Origin of the sequence: Aeromonas sp. FDAARGOS 1414, from assembly GCF_019047065.1 — a bacterium.
Classification (GTDB): domain Bacteria; phylum Pseudomonadota; class Gammaproteobacteria; order Enterobacterales; family Aeromonadaceae; genus Aeromonas; species Aeromonas veronii_A.
Map to the genome: position 1 here is coordinate 3,320,001 of NZ_CP077210.1, position 18,320 is coordinate 3,338,320.

16 protein-coding genes (1 of these 16 only partly in view) are annotated in these 18,320 nt (G+C 55.2%); all 16 read right to left on the reverse strand.

Annotation, left to right across the window (positions count from 1 at the left end; translation table 11 throughout):
- Positions 1-870 carry the 5' portion of an elongation factor Tu gene (tuf, locus tag I6L44_RS14960; protein WP_074042664.1) on the reverse strand. 315 nt of this gene lie to the left of the window's left edge, so the window shows 870 of its 1,185 coding nt (coding positions 1-870); the start codon lies at positions 868-870; its stop codon lies off the left edge, out of view.
- Positions 871-924: 54 nt separating this feature from the next.
- Complete coding sequence (fusA, locus tag I6L44_RS14965; protein WP_021229318.1) at positions 925-3,030, reverse strand: elongation factor G; 2,106 nt, start codon at positions 3,028-3,030, stop codon at positions 925-927.
- Positions 3,031-3,105: 75 nt separating this feature from the next.
- A complete protein-coding gene (gene rpsG / locus I6L44_RS14970) occupies positions 3,106-3,576 on the reverse strand; it encodes a 30S ribosomal protein S7 (RefSeq protein ID WP_005339911.1) in 471 nt (156 codons plus the stop codon).
- 93 nt (positions 3,577-3,669) lie between these two features.
- Entirely contained in the window at positions 3,670-4,044 is a 375-nt protein-coding gene (gene rpsL / locus I6L44_RS14975; protein ID WP_005306278.1) for a 30S ribosomal protein S12, read from the reverse strand.
- A gap of 182 nt (positions 4,045-4,226) precedes the next feature.
- Complete coding sequence (tusB, locus tag I6L44_RS14980; protein ID WP_158110825.1) at positions 4,227-4,505, reverse strand: sulfurtransferase complex subunit TusB; 279 nt, start codon at positions 4,503-4,505, stop codon at positions 4,227-4,229.
- A gap of 7 nt (positions 4,506-4,512) precedes the next feature.
- Positions 4,513-4,872 (reverse strand): sulfurtransferase complex subunit TusC, encoded by a 360-nt coding sequence (gene tusC / locus I6L44_RS14985; protein WP_005341830.1) that lies wholly within the window; start codon positions 4,870-4,872, stop codon positions 4,513-4,515.
- 8 nt (positions 4,873-4,880) lie between these two features.
- Entirely contained in the window at positions 4,881-5,273 is a 393-nt protein-coding gene (tusD, locus tag I6L44_RS14990) for a sulfurtransferase complex subunit TusD (protein WP_103250731.1), read from the reverse strand.
- Positions 5,274-5,357: 84 nt separating this feature from the next.
- Positions 5,358-5,738 (reverse strand): RidA family protein, encoded by a 381-nt coding sequence (locus I6L44_RS14995; RefSeq protein ID WP_005339904.1) that lies wholly within the window; start codon positions 5,736-5,738, stop codon positions 5,358-5,360.
- 24 nt (positions 5,739-5,762) lie between these two features.
- On the reverse strand, positions 5,763-6,479 hold the full coding sequence (locus I6L44_RS15000; RefSeq protein ID WP_005339902.1) for a transcriptional regulator: 717 nt from the start codon (positions 6,477-6,479) through the stop codon (positions 5,763-5,765).
- Positions 6,480-6,673: 194 nt separating this feature from the next.
- Positions 6,674-10,978: a DNA-directed RNA polymerase subunit beta' gene (rpoC, locus tag I6L44_RS15005; protein WP_139405363.1), complete on the reverse strand. Its 4,305-nt coding sequence runs from the start codon at positions 10,976-10,978 to the stop codon at positions 6,674-6,676.
- A 91-nt stretch (positions 10,979-11,069) separates the two neighbouring features.
- The gene (gene rpoB, locus I6L44_RS15010) at positions 11,070-15,098 is read right to left on the reverse strand and encodes a DNA-directed RNA polymerase subunit beta (protein WP_005339897.1); all 4,029 of its coding nucleotides are present in this window, start codon (positions 15,096-15,098) and stop codon (positions 11,070-11,072) included.
- A 224-nt stretch (positions 15,099-15,322) separates the two neighbouring features.
- The gene (gene rplL, locus I6L44_RS15015) at positions 15,323-15,685 is read right to left on the reverse strand and encodes a 50S ribosomal protein L7/L12 (protein WP_005341840.1); all 363 of its coding nucleotides are present in this window, start codon (positions 15,683-15,685) and stop codon (positions 15,323-15,325) included.
- A 51-nt stretch (positions 15,686-15,736) separates the two neighbouring features.
- On the reverse strand, positions 15,737-16,237 hold the full coding sequence (gene rplJ, locus I6L44_RS15020; protein WP_216952230.1) for a 50S ribosomal protein L10: 501 nt from the start codon (positions 16,235-16,237) through the stop codon (positions 15,737-15,739).
- Positions 16,238-16,493: 256 nt separating this feature from the next.
- Positions 16,494-17,195: a 50S ribosomal protein L1 gene (gene rplA, locus I6L44_RS15025; RefSeq protein WP_005339888.1), complete on the reverse strand. Its 702-nt coding sequence runs from the start codon at positions 17,193-17,195 to the stop codon at positions 16,494-16,496.
- Between the two features lie 4 nt (positions 17,196-17,199).
- A complete protein-coding gene (rplK, locus tag I6L44_RS15030) occupies positions 17,200-17,628 on the reverse strand; it encodes a 50S ribosomal protein L11 (protein WP_026456244.1) in 429 nt (142 codons plus the stop codon).
- A gap of 135 nt (positions 17,629-17,763) precedes the next feature.
- Positions 17,764-18,315, reverse strand: coding sequence for a transcription termination/antitermination protein NusG (nusG, locus tag I6L44_RS15035; RefSeq protein WP_005306318.1), 552 nt, complete (start codon positions 18,313-18,315; stop codon positions 17,764-17,766).
- Positions 18,316-18,320 lie beyond the last annotated feature (5 nt).

The window sequence follows — 18,320 nt, forward strand, 5'->3', positions numbered from 1 at the left end:
ACCACGCTCTACGTCTTCACGCTTCACGCCACGCAGCAGTGCACCGATGTTCTCGCCTGCACGACCTTCGTCCAGCAGTTTGCGGAACATTTCAACGCCGGTACAGGTGGTCTTGGTGGTATCTTTGATACCAACGATTTCCACTTCTTCACCAACTTTAACGATACCGCGCTCTACACGACCGGTAACTACAGTACCACGGCCAGCGATAGAGAATACGTCTTCGATCGGCATCAGGAACGGCTGGTCAATCGCACGCTCCGGCTCCGGAATGTAGCTGTCCAGGTGGCCAGCCAGTTCCAGGATCTTCTCTTCCCACTGAGCTTCGCCTTCCAGCGCTTTCAGTGCAGAACCACGGACTACCGGCAGGTCATCACCCGGGAAGTCGTACTCGGACAGCAGTTCACGAACTTCCATCTCGACCAGTTCCAGCAGCTCTTCGTCATCTACCATGTCACACTTGTTCATGAACACGATGATGTACGGAACGCCTACCTGACGACCCAGCAGGATGTGCTCACGAGTCTGCGGCATCGGGCCGTCAGTCGCTGCTACTACCAGGATCGCGCCGTCCATCTGGGCAGCACCGGTGATCATGTTTTTAACGTAGTCGGCGTGACCCGGGCAGTCTACGTGTGCGTAGTGACGGGTAGCGGTGTCGTATTCTACGTGGGAGGTGTTGATGGTGATACCACGCTCACGCTCTTCCGGTGCCTTGTCGATCTGGTCGAAGGCGAAAGCTTTACCACCGAAGTGCTTGGCCAGCACGTTGGTGATAGCTGCAGTCAGGGTGGTTTTACCGTGGTCAACGTGGCCGATGGTGCCGACGTTTACGTGCGGTTTATTACGCTCAAATTTTTCTTTAGACACGACGTAGTCCTTCTAGGTTAAACCCGCCTACCGTCGTAGGCGGGGAATCTTAAATTACTTGGATTTGCGCTCTTCGATCACGGCTTGTGCAACGTTGGTCGGTGCATCGTGATACTTGGCGAATTCCATGGCGTAGGAAGCGCGACCCTGGGTAGCGGAACGCAGTGCAGTTGCATAACCGAACATTTCGGCCAGCGGCACCAGAGCACGTACGATCTTGCCGGACGGGCCATCTTCCATACCTTCGATCAGGCCACGACGACGGTTCAGGTCACCGATAACGTCGCCCATGTAATCTTCCGGAGTTTCAACTTCTACTTTCATGATCGGTTCGAGCAGAACCGGGTTGGCTTTCATGAAGCCAGCCTTAAAGGCCATGGAAGCAGCGATTTTGAACGCCAGTTCGGAAGAGTCGACATCGTGGTAAGAACCGAAGTGCAGACGCACACCCAGATCCATAACCGGGTAACCAGCCAGCGGACCAGATTTGAGCTGCTCACGGATACCTTTATCAACACCCGGGATGAATTCACCAGGAATGACACCACCTTTGATGTCGTTGACGAATTCGTAGGCTTTGCCTTCTTCCAGCGGGTACATGTCGATAACAACATGACCGTACTGACCGCGACCACCAGACTGCTTGGCATGCTTGCCTTCGATGTCTTTAACGGTGGTACGGATGGTTTCACGGTAAGCAACCTGCGGCTTACCTACGTTGGCTTCAACCTTGAACTCGCGACGCATACGGTCAACGATGATGTCCAGGTGCAGCTCACCCATACCAGCGATGATGGTTTGACCTGACTCTTCGTCAGTCCATACGCGGAAGGACGGATCTTCCTGAGCCAGACGCCCCAGTGCCAGACCCATCTTCTCCTGGTCAGCCTTGGTTTTCGGCTCAACCGCGATAGAAATTACCGGCTCCGGGAATTCCATACGCTCGAGGATGATCGGTGCGTTCGGGTCACACAGGGTGTCACCAGTGGTCACGTCTTTCAGACCGATGGCAGCAGCGATGTCACCAGCGCGTACTTCTTTGATCTCTTCACGCTTGTTGGCATGCATCTGAACGATACGGCCAAAACGCTCGCGCTTGTCCTTGACGGAGTTCAGCACGGTGTCACCGGAGTTGATCACGCCAGAGTAGACACGGAAGAAGGTCAGGTTACCAACGAACGGGTCGGTAGCGATCTTGAACGCCAGAGCAGAGAACGGCTCGTCATCGGAAGCGTGACGCTCGTCTTTGGTCTCGCCGTCCATTTTCAGGCCGTCGATAGCAGCAACGTCGGTCGGAGCCGGCAGGTACTCGATCACGGCATCCAGCATGGCCTGTACGCCCTTGTTCTTGAACGCGGAGCCACAGGTTACCAGGATGATTTCGTTGTTCAGCACGCGCTGACGCAGAGCACCCTTGATCTCTTCCTCGGTCAGCTCTTCGCCGCCCAGGTATTTTTCCATCAGGTCTTCAGACGCTTCAGCAGCGGCTTCAACCAGATTCATGCGCATTTCTTGCGCCTGTTCCAGCAACTCGGCCGGGACGTCTTCGTAATCGAAGGATACGCCCTGATCAGCTTCATTCCAGTTGATGGCTTTCATCTTGACCAGGTCAACGACGCCCTTGAAGTTCTCTTCAGAGCCGATGTTCAGCTGAAGGGGAACCGGAGTACCTTTCAGACGGGTCTTGATGTGCTCAACGCAGCGCAGGAAGTTGGCGCCGGTACGGTCCATCTTGTTGACGAACGCGATACGGGGAACCTTGTACTTGTTAGCCTGACGCCATACGGTTTCAGACTGTGGCTGTACGCCACCTACGGCACAGTACACCATCACGGCACCGTCCAGAACACGCATTGAACGCTCTACTTCGATAGTAAAGTCAACGTGGCCCGGGGTATCGATGATGTTGATACGGTGCGGTTGGAACTGTTTACCCATACCGGACCAGAAAGCGGTGGTCGCGGCGGAGGTGATGGTGATACCACGCTCTTGTTCCTGTTCCATCCAGTCCATGGTGGCAGCGCCATCGTGAACTTCACCGATCTTGTGACTTACACCGGTGTAAAACAGTACGCGCTCGGTAGTAGTAGTCTTACCGGCGTCAATGTGAGCGGAGATACCGATGTTACGATAACGCTCAATGGGGGTTGTACGAGCCATTGTCATCCTCTTACTAAGGCGCTTGTCCCTAGATAATTAAAGGTGCGCAGAGTCAAAAGACCCTGCGCAAGCGGATTACCAGCGGAAGTGAGCGAAGGCTTTGTTCGCTTCAGCCATACGGTGAACGTCTTCACGTTTCTTGACAGACGAACCCTTATTGTCAGCGGCATCCAGCAGCTCGCCAGCCAGACGCTGAGCCATTGATTTTTCACCACGTTTACGAGCGGCATCAACCAACCAGCGCATTGCCAGGGCATTGCGACGTACCGGACGAACTTCTACCGGCACCTGATAGGTTGCACCACCGACGCGACGAGATTTAACCTCGACCGCCGGACGAATGTTATCCAGAGCTTCTTCGAATACGGCCAGGTGCTCTTTGCCAGATTTGGTGGCAATGATGTCCAGGGCGCCATAAACAATGGCTTCTGCAACAGATTTCTTACCGTCAACCATTACTACGTTGACAAATTTAGCCAGCAGCTCTGATCCGAACTTGGGATCTGGCAGGATTTTACGCTGACCAACAACACGACGTCTTGGCATTTCAAATTCTCCGTAACTTCAGGGATTACCCAAAACTAGAAAGCTATCTAACTAGAAACGAATTAACGTTTGGCCTTACTTAACGGAGAACCATTAAGCTTTAGGACGCTTCACGCCATACTTGGAGCGAGCCTGCTTACGGTCTTTAACACCGGCACAGTCCAACGCACCACGAACGGTGTGATAACGAACACCTGGCAAGTCTTTTACACGACCGCCACGGATCAGAACAACAGAGTGCTCTTGCAGGTTGTGACCTTCACCGCCGATGTAGGAGGTGACTTCGAAGCCGTTGGTCAGACGTACACGGCACACTTTACGCAGTGCAGAGTTAGGCTTCTTCGGGGTGGTGGTATATACACGAGTGCATACGCCACGCTTCTGAGGGCACGCTTCCAGCGCCGGCACGTTGCTTTTCACAACGAGCTTGATGCGTGGCTTGCGAACCAACTGGTTAATAGTTGCCATCAAAAGGCTCCTGATAATGACTTCATAAACGTGTGGAAAATCCTCCCCGCAGATACGGGGACGCGAAATTTTATGCCCTGTTGTCTGGGGAGTCAAGATTTATACAATTTGCGTCACAAAAGGGCAATTCGGATCCGTTTGCTTTCACGACATCGCCTTGAATTTTCTTGAAAATATGCTTCTCAGCCACCCCAGGTGCGCGGGGAACCTTTTTGCGCAATCAGTGCCACCAGATCCGCCATATCGAGCAGATTGCCCACCCGATGCTGCAAACCGCGAGCTTGCAGATCTTCCTGCATCACATAAAGCGGGATACCCGCCAACCGCTCGATCCACTGGGGAGCCGATGCCGCAATCACGGCATCCTGCATCAGTACCAGCTCATCCTCGGGCTGAAGGTATGAGAGCGCCTCTGCCAGAGCCTGACTCTGAAAGGGGGAGTTCAATATCAGATGCAACATGGAGACCTCAAAAGCTGATGTGAGTCGAACATTGTGCCCAGCGCCGAGCCAGTTCCTGGCGCGGCAAACTCTCGACGGGGATCAGCAGATCATCCACTGTCACGCCACGCTCTGCCAGCGAGTCAGCACAAACATAGACCTCTTCGATGTCATAGAGTTCCAGCATCTTGAAGGTGGGCGCGTAGTGGCGCTGCAAAATGGCGGCAGGCTGCTGCTCCTTGAGCAGTTGCAGCACACCGTCCCCAATCAGGAAGAGGGCCAGCTCATCGGTCATGGCCGAGGTGGCCAGCAGGGCATCCAGTCCTTCCCGGCCGGCGGCATGACCATGGGGGCCACGACTGCAGATAAAGGCGATTTTCTTGCTCATGACTCCCCCTAGAACTGAACCAGCCGATCGGCGGTGAGCGCAGCCTCGGCCAACTGGCCCAGACCGCTCAGACAAAATGGCGCTTGCAGATTGAAGTGCACCAGCCCCGCCCCCTTGGCCTCCTGTTCATCGAGCACACCGCGCCGCATGGCGGCGGCGACGCAGACGTCGATACGGATCCCCTGCTCTTCTGCCAGCTCTCGCCACAGACGCACCAGGTCGGTCTCATCGGATGCTGGCAGATGCAGACCGTTGCCGTTGCAGACCCCGTCCTGATAGAAGAACAGGTGGGACAAGGTATGCCCCTGTGCCAACAGGGTGCGGGCAAAACGATAGGCTGTGCTGGCCGATTGGGTGCCATAGGCAGGCCCCGTGACCAGGATGGCAAAACTCAGACTCATAGCAGGACTCCTGTGCTGACCCGGTCCATTTTACGCCAAAAACAAAAAAGCCCCTGCCAGGAGGGGCTTGATTCGATCTGTTGATCAGAGATGGGCAATCGCCTCAACTTCGACCAGCACATCTTTCGGCAGACGGGCCACCTCCACGCAGGAGCGGGCTGGCGCAGCATCACCAAAGTAGCGGGCATAGACCTGATTGAAGGCAACGAAGTTGTTCATGTCGCTCAGGAAGCAGGTGGTTTTGACCACTTTGCTGGCATCGGCACCGGCAGCGTGCAACACGGCAACCAGATTCTTCATCACCCGTTCGGCCTGCTCTTCGATGCCGCCAGCCACGATCTCCATGGTGGCAGGATCGAGCGGGATCTGCCCGGAGGTGAAGATCATCTCGCCAACCTTGGTAGCCTGAACATACGGACCAATCGCGGCAGGCGCCTTGTCGGTTGCAATCACTTCTTTAGCCATTCATCTATCCCCTTCTGGAATGAGTTACTCGTTCTCGTCTTCACCCTGCTTGCGCTGTCGGATGTAAAGATAAACGGTATGTTTTGAAATATTGAGTTTGTCCGCCACCAGATTGATCGAGTCCTTGATGTCGAAAATGCCCTTCTCGAACAGCTGGGTCACGATGAAGCGGTTCTTGGCATTGTTGGCCACGGTGGGATCGCGATTGATCTCGTCGATGGTGTTATCCACCGTCTGGGCAACCAGCTCTTCCACGCTGTTGGCGAAGGTCTCTGGTGACTGACGCGCCGCCTGCTGGGGCGTCGGGAAAAATTCGGCCACGAACTCGTGGAAAGGCGCATTGATGTGCAGATTGATGCAGATAAGCCCCACTACTTGCCGCTCGCTGTTGCGAATGGCGATGGTGCTCGACTTCATCAGCGCGCCGGTACGGCTGCGAGCGAAATAGCTCTGAGTGTAATCCTGGCCGGTGCTCTCGATATCCTTGAGCATGCGCAGGGCGAGATCGGTGATGGGCGCCCCGAGGGTGCGTCCGGTATTGAAGCCGTTGGCGATCTTGATCACCGACTCGTGCAGATTTTCCAGGGAGTGGAGTACCACTTCACAATGCTTGCCGAACAGCTCGGCCAAGCCATCGATGAGCCCATCGTATGAGCGCAACAATTCCCTGTCTTCATCTGTAAAAGTGCGGCTGATCAGCTGTTCTTCGGGAAGCATGGCTTCCTCGATACCGACAGTCATGTTCTACCCCTGTAATAACCATTCAACTTTCCCGAGTTTTAAATTGCAGGGAAGTAAAGTCAACTTTTTTTGATTTTTTACTCTACAACTTTGCTCTGGATCATCCTGAAACCCGCGCTGCGTCTACCTTTGCCGAGGAATTGGCCAACAAAAAGGGCTCCTTGAAGGAGCCCTTTTTAATCACGGATGACGAGTTACTCTTCGTCGAAGCTACCGGCTGCGTTCAGCAGATCCGCCAGGTTCTGCTCCGCTTCATCAGCGGTCACCTGCGGGGTACCAACAGCACGAGCTGCGGCAGCACGCTGGTTGATCCGGCTGTGGTGGTAGGCAAAGCCGGTACCAGCCGGGATCAGACGACCCACGATGACGTTCTCTTTCAGACCACGCAGTTCATCACGCTTGCCACCTACGGCGGCTTCGGTCAGAACGCGAGTGGTTTCCTGGAAGGAAGCCGCGGAGATGAAGGACTCGGTGCTCAGAGATGCCTTGGTAATACCCATCAGTACATGACGGTAGGTAGCAGGGGTCTTGCCCTCGGCAACCAGCTTACGGTTGGCAATCTTCACACGAGCCACTTCAACCTGTTCGCCTTCGATCAGATCGGTATCGCCAGCGCTCAGGATCTCGCACTTGCGCAGCATCTGACGAACGATGACTTCGATGTGCTTGTCGTTGATCTTAACGCCTTGCAGACGGTAAACGTCCTGCACTTCGTTGGCGATGTAGTTGGCGACCGGGCTGATACCGCGCAGACGCAGGATGTCGTGAGCAGACTCAGGACCGTCCGCCAGCACTTCACCCTTCTCAACTTTTTCACCTTCGAACACGTTCAGGTTACGCCACTTCGGAATCATCTCTTCGTAGACGTTGCCACCATCGGTCGGGGTGATGACCAGACGGCGTTTGCCCTTGGTCTCTTTCCCGAAGGAGATGGTACCGGAGATCTCGGCCAGAATTGCCGGTTCCTTCGGTTGACGTGCTTCGAACAGATCCGCAACGCGCGGCAGACCACCGGTGATGTCCTTGGTACCGCCGGACTCTTGCGGGATACGCGCTACCGCGTCACCCACGCCCACGTTGGCACCATCTTCCAGGTTCACGATCGCCTTGCCCGGCAGGAAGTACTGGGCGGCTACATCGGTACCCGGGATCATCACGTCTTTGCCGTTCAGGTCGACCAGTTTAACGGTCGGACGCATCTCTTTACCGGCGCTCGGACGCTCGTTGACGTCCAGAACAACGATAGAAGAGAGACCGGTCAGCTCGTCGGTCTGACGAGTGATGGTCACACCATCGATCATGTGTTCGAACTGCAGGCGACCTGCCACTTCGGTGATGATCGGGTGGGTGTGCGGATCCCAGTTGGCAACGGTCTCGCCAGCACTCACGGCCTGGCCGTCCTTCACTTCCAGCACGGAACCGTAAGGCAGCTTGTGGCTTTCCTTGGTACGGCCCATGTCGTCCATGATGGTCAGTTCGGTAGAACGTGAGGTGATAACCAGTTTGTCATCGCTGTTGTGAACGAACTTGGCGTTCTGCAGCTTGATGGTACCTGTGTTCTTGACCTGGATGCTGCTTTCAGCAGCGGCACGAGATGCAGCACCACCGATGTGGAAAGTACGCATCGTCAGCTGGGTACCCGGTTCACCGATGGACTGGGCGGCGATAACACCGACAGCCTCACCCTTGTTAACCAGGTGACCACGGGCCAGATCACGGCCGTAGCAGTGAGCACAGTTACCGAAGTCGGTTTCACAGGTGATGGCAGAACGTACCTTCACACGGTCAACGGAGTTACGTTCCAGCAGGTCACACAGCTGCTCATCGAGCAGAGTGTTGCGGGCAACCAGGATCTCGTCCTCGGTACCCGGCTTGATGACATCTTCTGCCACCACACGACCCAGCACGCGCTCACGCAGCGGCTCGACCACGTCGCCACCCTCGATCAGCGGAGTCATCCACAGACCGTCGGTAGTGCCGCAATCGTCCTCGGTGATCACCATGTCTTGCGCCACGTCTACCAGACGACGAGTCAGGTAACCGGAGTTCGCAGTCTTCAGTGCGGTATCCGCCAGACCCTTACGAGCACCGTGGGTAGAGATAAAGTACTGCAGTACGTTCAGACCTTCGCGGAAGTTCGCGATGATCGGGGTCTCGATGATGGAGCCATCCGGCTTGGCCATCAGGCCACGCATACCGGCCAGCTGACGGATCTGAGCGGCGGAACCACGCGCACCAGAGTCAGCCATCATAAAGATGCTGTTGAACGAGGCCTGCTCTTCTTCTTCACCCAGCGAGTTGACGTTACGCTCTTTGGACAAGTTCTCCATCATGGCCTTGGAGACGCGCTCGTTGGCGCTGGCCCAGATATCGATAACCTTGTTGTAACGTTCGCCCGCAGTTACCAGACCGGACAGGAACTGGTCCTGGATCTCGGCAACTTCGGCTTCGGCAGACGCGATGATGTCTTTCTTGGCATCCGGGATGACCATGTCATCGATACCAACGGAAGCACCGGACAGCGCCGCGTAGTGGAAACCGGTATACATCAGCTGGTCAGCGAAGATAACGGTGTCCTTCAGCCCCTGCTTGCGATAGCAGGTGTTCAGCAGACGGGAGATGAGCTTTTTGCCCAGCGCCTTGTTGGATACGCATTTGATCCAGTTCTGCGGATTGGCTTCCAGATCGGCCTGCTCGGCAGCAGTCAGCACCTTCGGCTCGTCGATCAGGGCGTATTCCATACCTTTCGGCAGGATCAGGCTCAGGATCGCACGACCAACGGTGGTGTTCTTCATCTCGGTCTTGGCAACCAGCTCACCGGCTTCGTTCTTCACGTACTCGGTGATGCGGCACTTGACGCGAGCATGCAGGTCGGCCAGACCAGCACGGTACACTTTCTCGGCCTCTTTCGGGCCGGACAGCACCATACCTTCACCCTTCGCATTGATGCGGGCGCGGGTCATGTAGTACAGACCCAAGACCACGTCCTGAGAAGGAACGATGATCGGCTCACCGGAGGCTGGCGACAGGATGTTGTTGGTAGACATCATCAGCGCACGCGCTTCCAGCTGGGCTTCCAAGGTCAGCGGTACGTGAACCGCCATCTGGTCACCATCGAAGTCCGCGTTATACGCAGCACAAACGAGCGGGTGCAGCTGGATTGCCTTGCCTTCGACCAGAGTCGGTTCGAATGCCTGGATACCCAGACGGTGCAGAGTCGGTGCACGGTTCAGCAGAACCGGATGTTCGCGGATAACTTCGTCCAGGATATCCCAAACGACAGCTTCTTCGCGCTCCACCATCTTCTTGGCGGCCTTGATAGTGGTCGCCAGACCGCGGGTTTCCAGCTTGCCATAGATGAACGGCTTGAACAGTTCCAGCGCCATCTTCTTCGGCAGACCGCACTGATGCAGACGCAGAGTCGGGCCTACGGTGATAACGGAACGACCGGAGTAGTCGACACGCTTACCGAGCAGGTTCTGACGGAAACGACCCTGCTTACCCTTGATCATGTCGGCCAGGGATTTCAGCGGGCGCTTGTTGGAACCGGTGATGGCACGACCGCGACGGCCGTTATCCAGCAGCGCATCGACGGACTCTTGCAGCATACGCTTTTCGTTGCGCACGATGATGTCCGGAGCAGCCAGATCCAGCAGACGCTTCAAGCGGTTGTTACGGTTGATCACGCGACGGTACAGATCGTTCAGATCGGAAGTCGCGAAACGGCCGCCGTCCAGCGGTACCAGCGGACGCAGGTCCGGCGGCAGCACAGGCAGCACTGTCATGATCATCCACTCCGGCTTGTTGCCGGACTGCAGGAAAGCTTCCATCAGCTTCAGACGCTTGGTGGTCTTCTTGCGCTTGGTCTCGGAGTTGGTTTGATCCAGCTCCTCACGCATGGTTTTGACTTCACCTTCCAGATCGATAGCGCGCAGCAATGCCAGGATTGCTTCGGCACCCATCTTGGCGTCAAATTCGTCGCCCCACTCTTCCAGCGCATCCAGGTACTGCTCTTCAGAGAGCATCTGGCTGCGTTCGAGGTTGGTCATGCCCGGCTCGATTACGACGAAAGATTCGAAGTAGAGCACGCGCTCGATGTCGCGCAGGGTCATGTCCAGAAGCAGGCCGATACGGGACGGCAGGGACTTCAGGAACCAGATGTGGGCAGTCGGGCTGGCCAGCTCGATGTGGCCCATACGCTCACGACGGACCTTGGTCTGGGTCACTTCAACGCCGCACTTCTCACAGATCACACCACGGTGTTTCAGGCGCTTGTACTTGCCGCACAGACACTCGTAGTCCTTCACCGGTCCGAAGATACGGGCGCAGAACAGACCATCACGCTCCGGCTTGAAAGTCCGGTAGTTGATGGTCTCAGGCTTTTTGACCTCACCGAATGACCAGGAGCGGATCATGTCAGGAGAGGCCAGACCGATCTTGATACTGTCAAACTCTTCGGTCTTGGTCTGAGCCTTCAAAAACTTGAGTAAGTCTTTCACGTGTTTCCCCTGTCAGGAGTCTAACCTCGGCGCCCCGGCTGCCAAAACAGCGGGGCGCCCACGTCAATTCTCGAACAATAAGAGCGAGCTCTTACTCTTCGTCCAGCTCGATGTTGATACCCAGAGAGCGGATTTCCTTCAGCAATACGTTGAAGGATTCGGGCATGCCCGGCTCCATACGGTGGTCGCCATCCACGATGTTCTTGTACATCTTGGTACGGCCATTCACATCGTCAGACTTGACGGTCAGCATCTCCTGCAGGGTATATGCCGCACCGTAAGCCTCCAGGGCCCACACTTCCATCTCACCGAAACGCTGACCACCGAACTGAGCCTTACCACCCAGCGGCTGCTGGGTAACCAGGCTGTAAGAACCGGTAGAACGCGCGTGCATCTTGTCGTCGACCAGGTGGTTCAGCTTGAGCATGTACATGTAACCAACGGTTACTTTACGCTCGAAGCGGTTACCGGTACGGCCATCGAACAGATCAATCTGACCGGATTCCGGCAGATCGGCCAGCTTCAGCAGGGCTTTGATTTCGCGCTCTTTGGCACCATCAAACACTGGAGTAGCAACCGGCAGACCCTTACGCAGGTTACCCACCAGGGTACGTACGTCGTCGTCAGACAGTTCGGCGATGTTCACTTGCTGGGTGTCCTTCTCGCCCAGGTCATAGACCTGTTGCAGGAAGTTGCGCATCTCGTGCAGCTCGCGCTGCTCTTTGACCATGCGATCGATCTTCTCGCCGATACCCTTGGCCGCAAGGCCCAGGTGCACTTCGAGGATCTGACCGATGTTCATACGGGATGGTACGCCCAACGGGTTCAGTACGATGTCGACCGGACGGCCGAACTCGTCATGAGGCATATCCTCGACCGGACAGATCTTGGAGATAACACCCTTGTTACCGTGACGGCCCGCCATCTTGTCACCCGGCTGGATGCGACGCTTGACTGCCAGATAAACCTTGACGATTTTCAGTACGCCCGGCGCCAGATCATCACCCTGGATAATCTTGCGACGCTTGTTCTCGAATTTCTTGTCGAACTCGGCTTTCAGCTCAACGTGCTGTTCAGCGATCTGTTCCAGTTCGGTCTGCTTGCCTTCGTCTTCGATGGCCAGTTCAAACCACTTGGAGCGATCGAGCTTGTTCAGACGATCTTCGCTGTAACCGGCGGCCAGCAGCAGGTTGCGGGAGCGGCCGAAAATGCCGTCTTCCAGGATCTTGAACTCTTCGGTCAAGTCCTTCTTCGCTTCCTTCAGCTGCATCTCTTCGATTTCTTTGGCGCGCTTGTCTTTTTCCACGCCATCGCGGGTAAAGACTTGCACGTCAACCACGGTACCGTACACACCGTTCGGTACACGCAGGGAGGAGTCCTTCACATCGGACGCCTTCTCACCGAAGATGGCGCGCAGCAGCTTCTCTTCCGGCGTCAGCTGGGTTTCACCTTTCGGGGTTACCTTACCGACCAGAATGTCGCCGCCCTTCACTTCGGCACCCACGTAGACGATACCGGACTCGTCCAGCTTGGACAGAGCGGCTTCACCCACGTTCGGGATATCAGCAGTGATCTCTTCCGGACCCAGCTTGGTGTCACGGGAGATACAGGCCAGTTCCTGGATATGGATGGTGGTCAGGCGATCTTCCTGAACAACACGCTCGTTCACCAGGATCGAGTCTTCGAAGTTGTAACCGTTCCACGGCATGAACGCGACGCGCATGTTCTGACCCAGCGCCAGTTCACCCAGATCGGTGGACGGGCCGTCAGCCAGTACGTCGCCAGCCATGACCGGCTCACCCAACATCACGCAAGGACGCTGGTTGATACAGGTGTTCTGGTTGGAACGGGTGTACTTGGTCAGGTTGTAGATGTCGATACCGGCTTCGCCTGGCATCAGCTCATCTTCATTGACCTTCAGGACGATACGGGAGGCATCGACATAGTCGATTACGCCGCCACGCTTGGCCACAACGGTTACACCGGAGTCAACGGCCACAGCGCGTTCCATACCGGTACCTACCAGCGGCTTGTCAGCACGCAGAGTCGGTACAGCCTGACGTTGCATGTTTGAACCCATCAATGCGCGGTTCGCGTCATCGTGTTCCAGGAACGGGATCAGAGCCGCTGCCACAGATACGATCTGCTGCGGGCTCACGTCCATATACTGGATCTGGTCGGCGTTCATAAAGGTGGATTCACCTTTGTGACGGCACGGGATCAATTCATCTTTCAGACGGCCATCTTCGGTGGTCGCGGCGTTAGCCTGTGCGATCACGTACTTGCCTTCTTCAATAGCAGACAGGTAGTCCACTTCGTCGGTGATCACACCGTCAATGACCTTACGGTACGGGGTCTCGAGGAAACCGTACTCGTTGGTACGAGAGTACACGGACAGAGAGTTGATCAGACCGATGTTCGGACCTTCAGGAGTCTCGATAGGGCACAGACGACCGTAGTGGGTCGGGTGTACGTCTCGGACTTCAAAGCCGGCACGCTCACGAGTCAAACCGCCAGGGCCCAGCGCGGAGATACGACGCTTGTGGGTCACTTCGGAGAGCGGGTTGTTCTGGTCCATAAACTGGGACAGCTGGCTGGAACCAAAGAACTCTTTGACTGCGGCGGAGATCGGCTTGGCGTTGATCAGATCCTGCGGCATCAGGGTGTCCAGGTCGCCCAGGGAGAGACGCTCCTTGACCGCACGCTCGACACGCACCAGACCGACGCGGAACTGGTTTTCAGCCATTTCACCGACAGAACGGATACGACGGTTACCCAAGTGGTCGATATCGTCCACTTCGTCGTTACCGTTACGGATGTCGATCAGGCGCTTCATCACATCGACGATGTCGTCTTTGGTCAGTACGCCCGCGCCAGTCTCGTCTTCACGACCCAGACGGCGGTTGAACTTCATCCGACCTACGGTAGACAGGTCGTAACGCTCGGCGGAGAAGAACAGGTTTTCGAACAGCTGTTCTGCAGCTTCGCGAGTAGGCGGCTCGCCCGGACGCATCATGCGATAGATCTCGACCAGCGCTTCCAAACGGTTGGAGCTGGAGTCGACACGCAGGGTCTCGGACATGTAAGCACCGTGATCCAGTTCGTTGGTGAACAGAACCTCGAAATGCTTGAAGCCGGCTTGGGACAGGTTGGCGATCGCTTCCAGGCTCAGCGCCTGGTTGGCGGTCACGACCATCTCGCCAGTTTGCGGATGTGCGTAGTCCTTGGCAGCAACTTTGCCAACAACATACTCAACCGGTACCTCAATCTGGGTAACGGCGTCTTTTTCCAACTGACGGATGTGACGCGCAGTCACACGACGACCGGTCTCAACCACCACGGCGCCATTGGCCACGATGTCAAAGGTCGCAGTTTCACCACGCAGACGCTCCGGCACCAGATCCATCATCAACTTGCCATCTTTTACTTCAAAACCGATGGTCTCGAAGAAGGTGGCCAGGATTTGTTCGGAAGTGAAGTCCAGGGCGCGCAGAATAATGGATGCTGGCAGTTTGCGACGACGGTCGATACGGACAAACAGGTTGTCTTTCGCATCAAACTCGAAGTCCAGCCAGGAGCCACGGTAGGGGATAACGCGAGCGTTATACAGTACCTTACCGGATGAATGAGTTTTGCCTTTATCGTGGTCGAAGAAGACGCCCGGGCTGCGGTGCAGCTGGGAGACGATAACCCGCTCGGTACCATTGATAACAAAGGTGCCGTTCTCGGTCATGAGCGGAATTTCGCCCATGTATACTTCTTGTTCCTTGATGTCTTTGACGGTGCCGGCAGCTGCTTCACGGTCGTACAGAACCATACGAAGCTTGACACGCAGCGGCGCGGAGTAGGTCACTCCACGGATCTGGCATTCTTTTACGTCAAATACCGGCTCACCCAGGCGATAGCTGACATACTGAAGCTCAGCACTACCGGAGTAACTGGTGATCGGGAAAACGCTACGGAAAGCGGCCTCTAGGCCATATTCACCTTCCGGGTCAGCCTCGATGAACTGCTTGAAGGAGTCCAGCTGAATGGACAACAGATAAGGCGTGTCCAGTACCTGGTCTCGCTTACCGAAGTCCTTACGAATGCGTTTTTTTTCGGTATAAGAGTAAACCATAGGGTTCCTCAGCTCGCTGATAAGTGACCCACTCTGTCCCGCGGGACAGCTCTGTCTCAACACCGTTTTGTGTTGGCCCGGACGAAAGAAGACAGTCCGGATTGCTGGTGCACCGAGAGTCGTAAACGGTGTGAAATGCTCTCAGTCTACAGCGCAAAAAGGCTGGTGAACAAAAATTCACCAGCCCTAGCCTGTTTTATCAGGCTAATCTACATAAATGCAGATTATTTGATCTCAACAGAAGCACCGGCAGCTTCCAGCTCTTTCTTCAGAGCTTCAGCTTCGTCTTTGGAGACGGCTTCTTTCAGGTTAGCCGGAGCAGCTTCTACCAGATCTTTGGCTTCTTTCAGGCCCAGACCGGTAGCGCCACGAACGGCTTTGATGACGGCAACTTTGTTGGCACCGGCAGCAGTCAGAACTACGTCGAACTCGGTCTTCTCTTCTACTGCTTCAGCGGCCGGACCGGCAGCAACAGCAACAGCGGCAGAAACACCGAATTTCTCTTCCATAGCTTCGATCAGCTCAACAACTTCCATTACGGACATGGAAGCAACGGCTTCGATGATTTGGTCTTTAGTGATAGACATGACAAAAATTCCTGATGTTGAATAAACTCAAACAGCCTAAATAGGCGAGAATCAAGCAGCAGCTTGCTTCTGATCACGCACAGCAGCGATGGTACGAACCAGCTTGCCAGCAGAGGCTTCTTTCATAGTCGCCATCAACTTCGCAATTGCTTCGTCGTAGGTCGGCAGCGTGGCCAGACGATCAATTTGTGCTGCGGCGATAAACTCACCGTTAAAAGCGCCAGCCTTGATTTCGAACTTTTGGTTCGCTTTGGCAAACTCTTTGAACAGACGAGCAGCAGCGCCCGGGTGTTCGTTAGAGAAAGCAATCAAGGTAGGACCGGTAAATGCGTCGTTCAGGCACTCGTATTCGGTACCTTCTACCGCGCGACGCAGCAGGGTGTTACGCACAACGCGCATGTACACACCGGCTTCACGAGCGGTTTTACGCAGGACGGTCATCTTGTCTACAGTGACACCGCGAGAATCGGCAACAACTGCAGAAAGAGCGCCTTTGGCAGCTTCGTTGACTTCAGCAACAATTGCCTTTTTGTCTTCGAGTCCCAATGCCATTGGCTTAACTCCTGGATTGAATCCGGGTCAAATGACCCAGTACTGACACATCCCCCCTACCTTTACAACAGAGGGGAACGATGCGGTAGCAGGATTCCAGAAGAGAAAGAATCTTTCTCGCTGGGTTTCCGGCACCGTCTACGCAGGAAACATTAAGGCTTTACAGCCTCCTGCGGTCTTGGACGGAGGTCGAAACCCCCAACCAATCAAGGCGCAAAATTATAGATTAAATTTTGCGCCTTGTAAAACCCATCAATTAGGCCTGAGCTTCCAGAGAAGCTTGGTCTACGGCAACACCGGCACCCATGGTGGTGGAGATGCTGACTTTCTTGATGAATTGACCTTTGGCGGAAGAGGGCTTGCCTTTTTTCAGGGCAACCAGCAGAGCTTCCAAGTTTTCTTTCAGCTGAACTTCGTTGAAAGAAACCTTACCCAGAGTGGTATGGATGATACCATTCTTGTCGTTACGGTAACGAACCTGACCAGCCTTGGCGTTCTTGACAGCTTCGGCAACGTTAGGAGTTACAGTACCAACTTTCGGGTTCGGCATCAGGCCGCGCGGGCCCAGAATTTGACCCAGTTGACCAACAACGCGCATGGCATCCGGGGATGCGATAACTACGTCGAAGTTCATCTCGCCTTTCTTAACCAGATCGGCCAGGTCATCCATACCTACCAGGTCAGCACCGGCAGCTTTAGCTGCTTCGGCATTGGCACCTTGGGTAAATACGGCAACGCGTACATCACGACCGGTACCGTGCGGCAGTACAGTAGCACCACGTACGTTCTGGTCAGATTTACGAGCGTCGATACCCAGGTTGACAGCAACGTCAACGCTTTCAACGAACTTGGCGGTAGCCAGTTCTTTCAGCAGGGCAATGGCTTCGTTGATGGAGTACTCTTTGGTACCGTCAACTTTTTCGCGAATAACGCGCATACGCTTGGAAAGTTTAGCCATTGTCTTAATCCTCCACTACCAGACCCATGGAACGAGCGGAGCCTGCGATGCAACGTACTTTTGCATCCAGATCGGCACCGGTCATATCCGGTTCTTTGGTCTTGGCGATTTCTTGCAGCTGGGCTACGGTCACCTTACCAACCTTGTCTTTGTTCGGCTTGGCAGAACCAGACTTGATGCCAGCAGCTTTCTTCAGCAGGAAGGAAGCAGGCGGAGTCTTGGTTTCGAAGGTGAAGGAACGGTCGCTGTAAACGGTGATCACGACCGGGGTCGGTGAACCTTTTTCCAGCTTTTCTGTACGAGCGTTGAACGCCTTACAGAATTCCATGATGTTAACACCGTGTTGACCCAGTGCAGGACCAACGGGAGGAGACGGGTTGGCTGCACCAGCAGCAACCTGCAGCTTGATATAAGCTGTGACTTTCTTAGCCATTAGGAAATTACCTCAAAAAATGGGTTCTAGCGCCTCGGAGACATGCTCCTGCAAACGGCTCCCCAACTAATAAAGGGGCAGAGAATTATAGAGATATTCGCTGCCCCTGACAACTGTTGAGTGAACAGAAATCAATCAGCCCTTTTCGACCTGACCGAAATCCAGCTCAACGGGAGTAGAACGACCGAAGATCAGTACAGAAACCTTCACGCGGCTCTTCTCGTAGTCCACCTCTTCAACGGTTCCATTGAAGTCGGCAAACGGACCATCGGCAACCCGCACCATTTCACCCGGTTCAAACAGGGTTTTCGGACGCGGCTTGTCGTGGGCATCCTGCAGACGGTTCAGGATGGCATCGGCCTCTTTGTCGGAGATCGGTGCCGGACGGTCGGAAGTACCGCCGATGAAGCCCATGACGCGCGGTACGTTACGCACCAGGTGCCATGTGGTTTCATCCATGATCATCTGAACCAGGACATAGCCCGGGAAAAACTTGCGCTCACTCTTGCGCTTCTGGCCTGCACGCATCTCGACCACTTCTTCGGTCGGGACCAGTACTTCACCGAACATGTCTTCCATGCCATGCATCTTGATATGCTCGCGCAGGGATTTGGCGACACGGCCTTCATAGCCGGAAAACGCCTGCACGACATACCATCTCATACGCTGTTCACGTTGTTCAGTCATGGCTT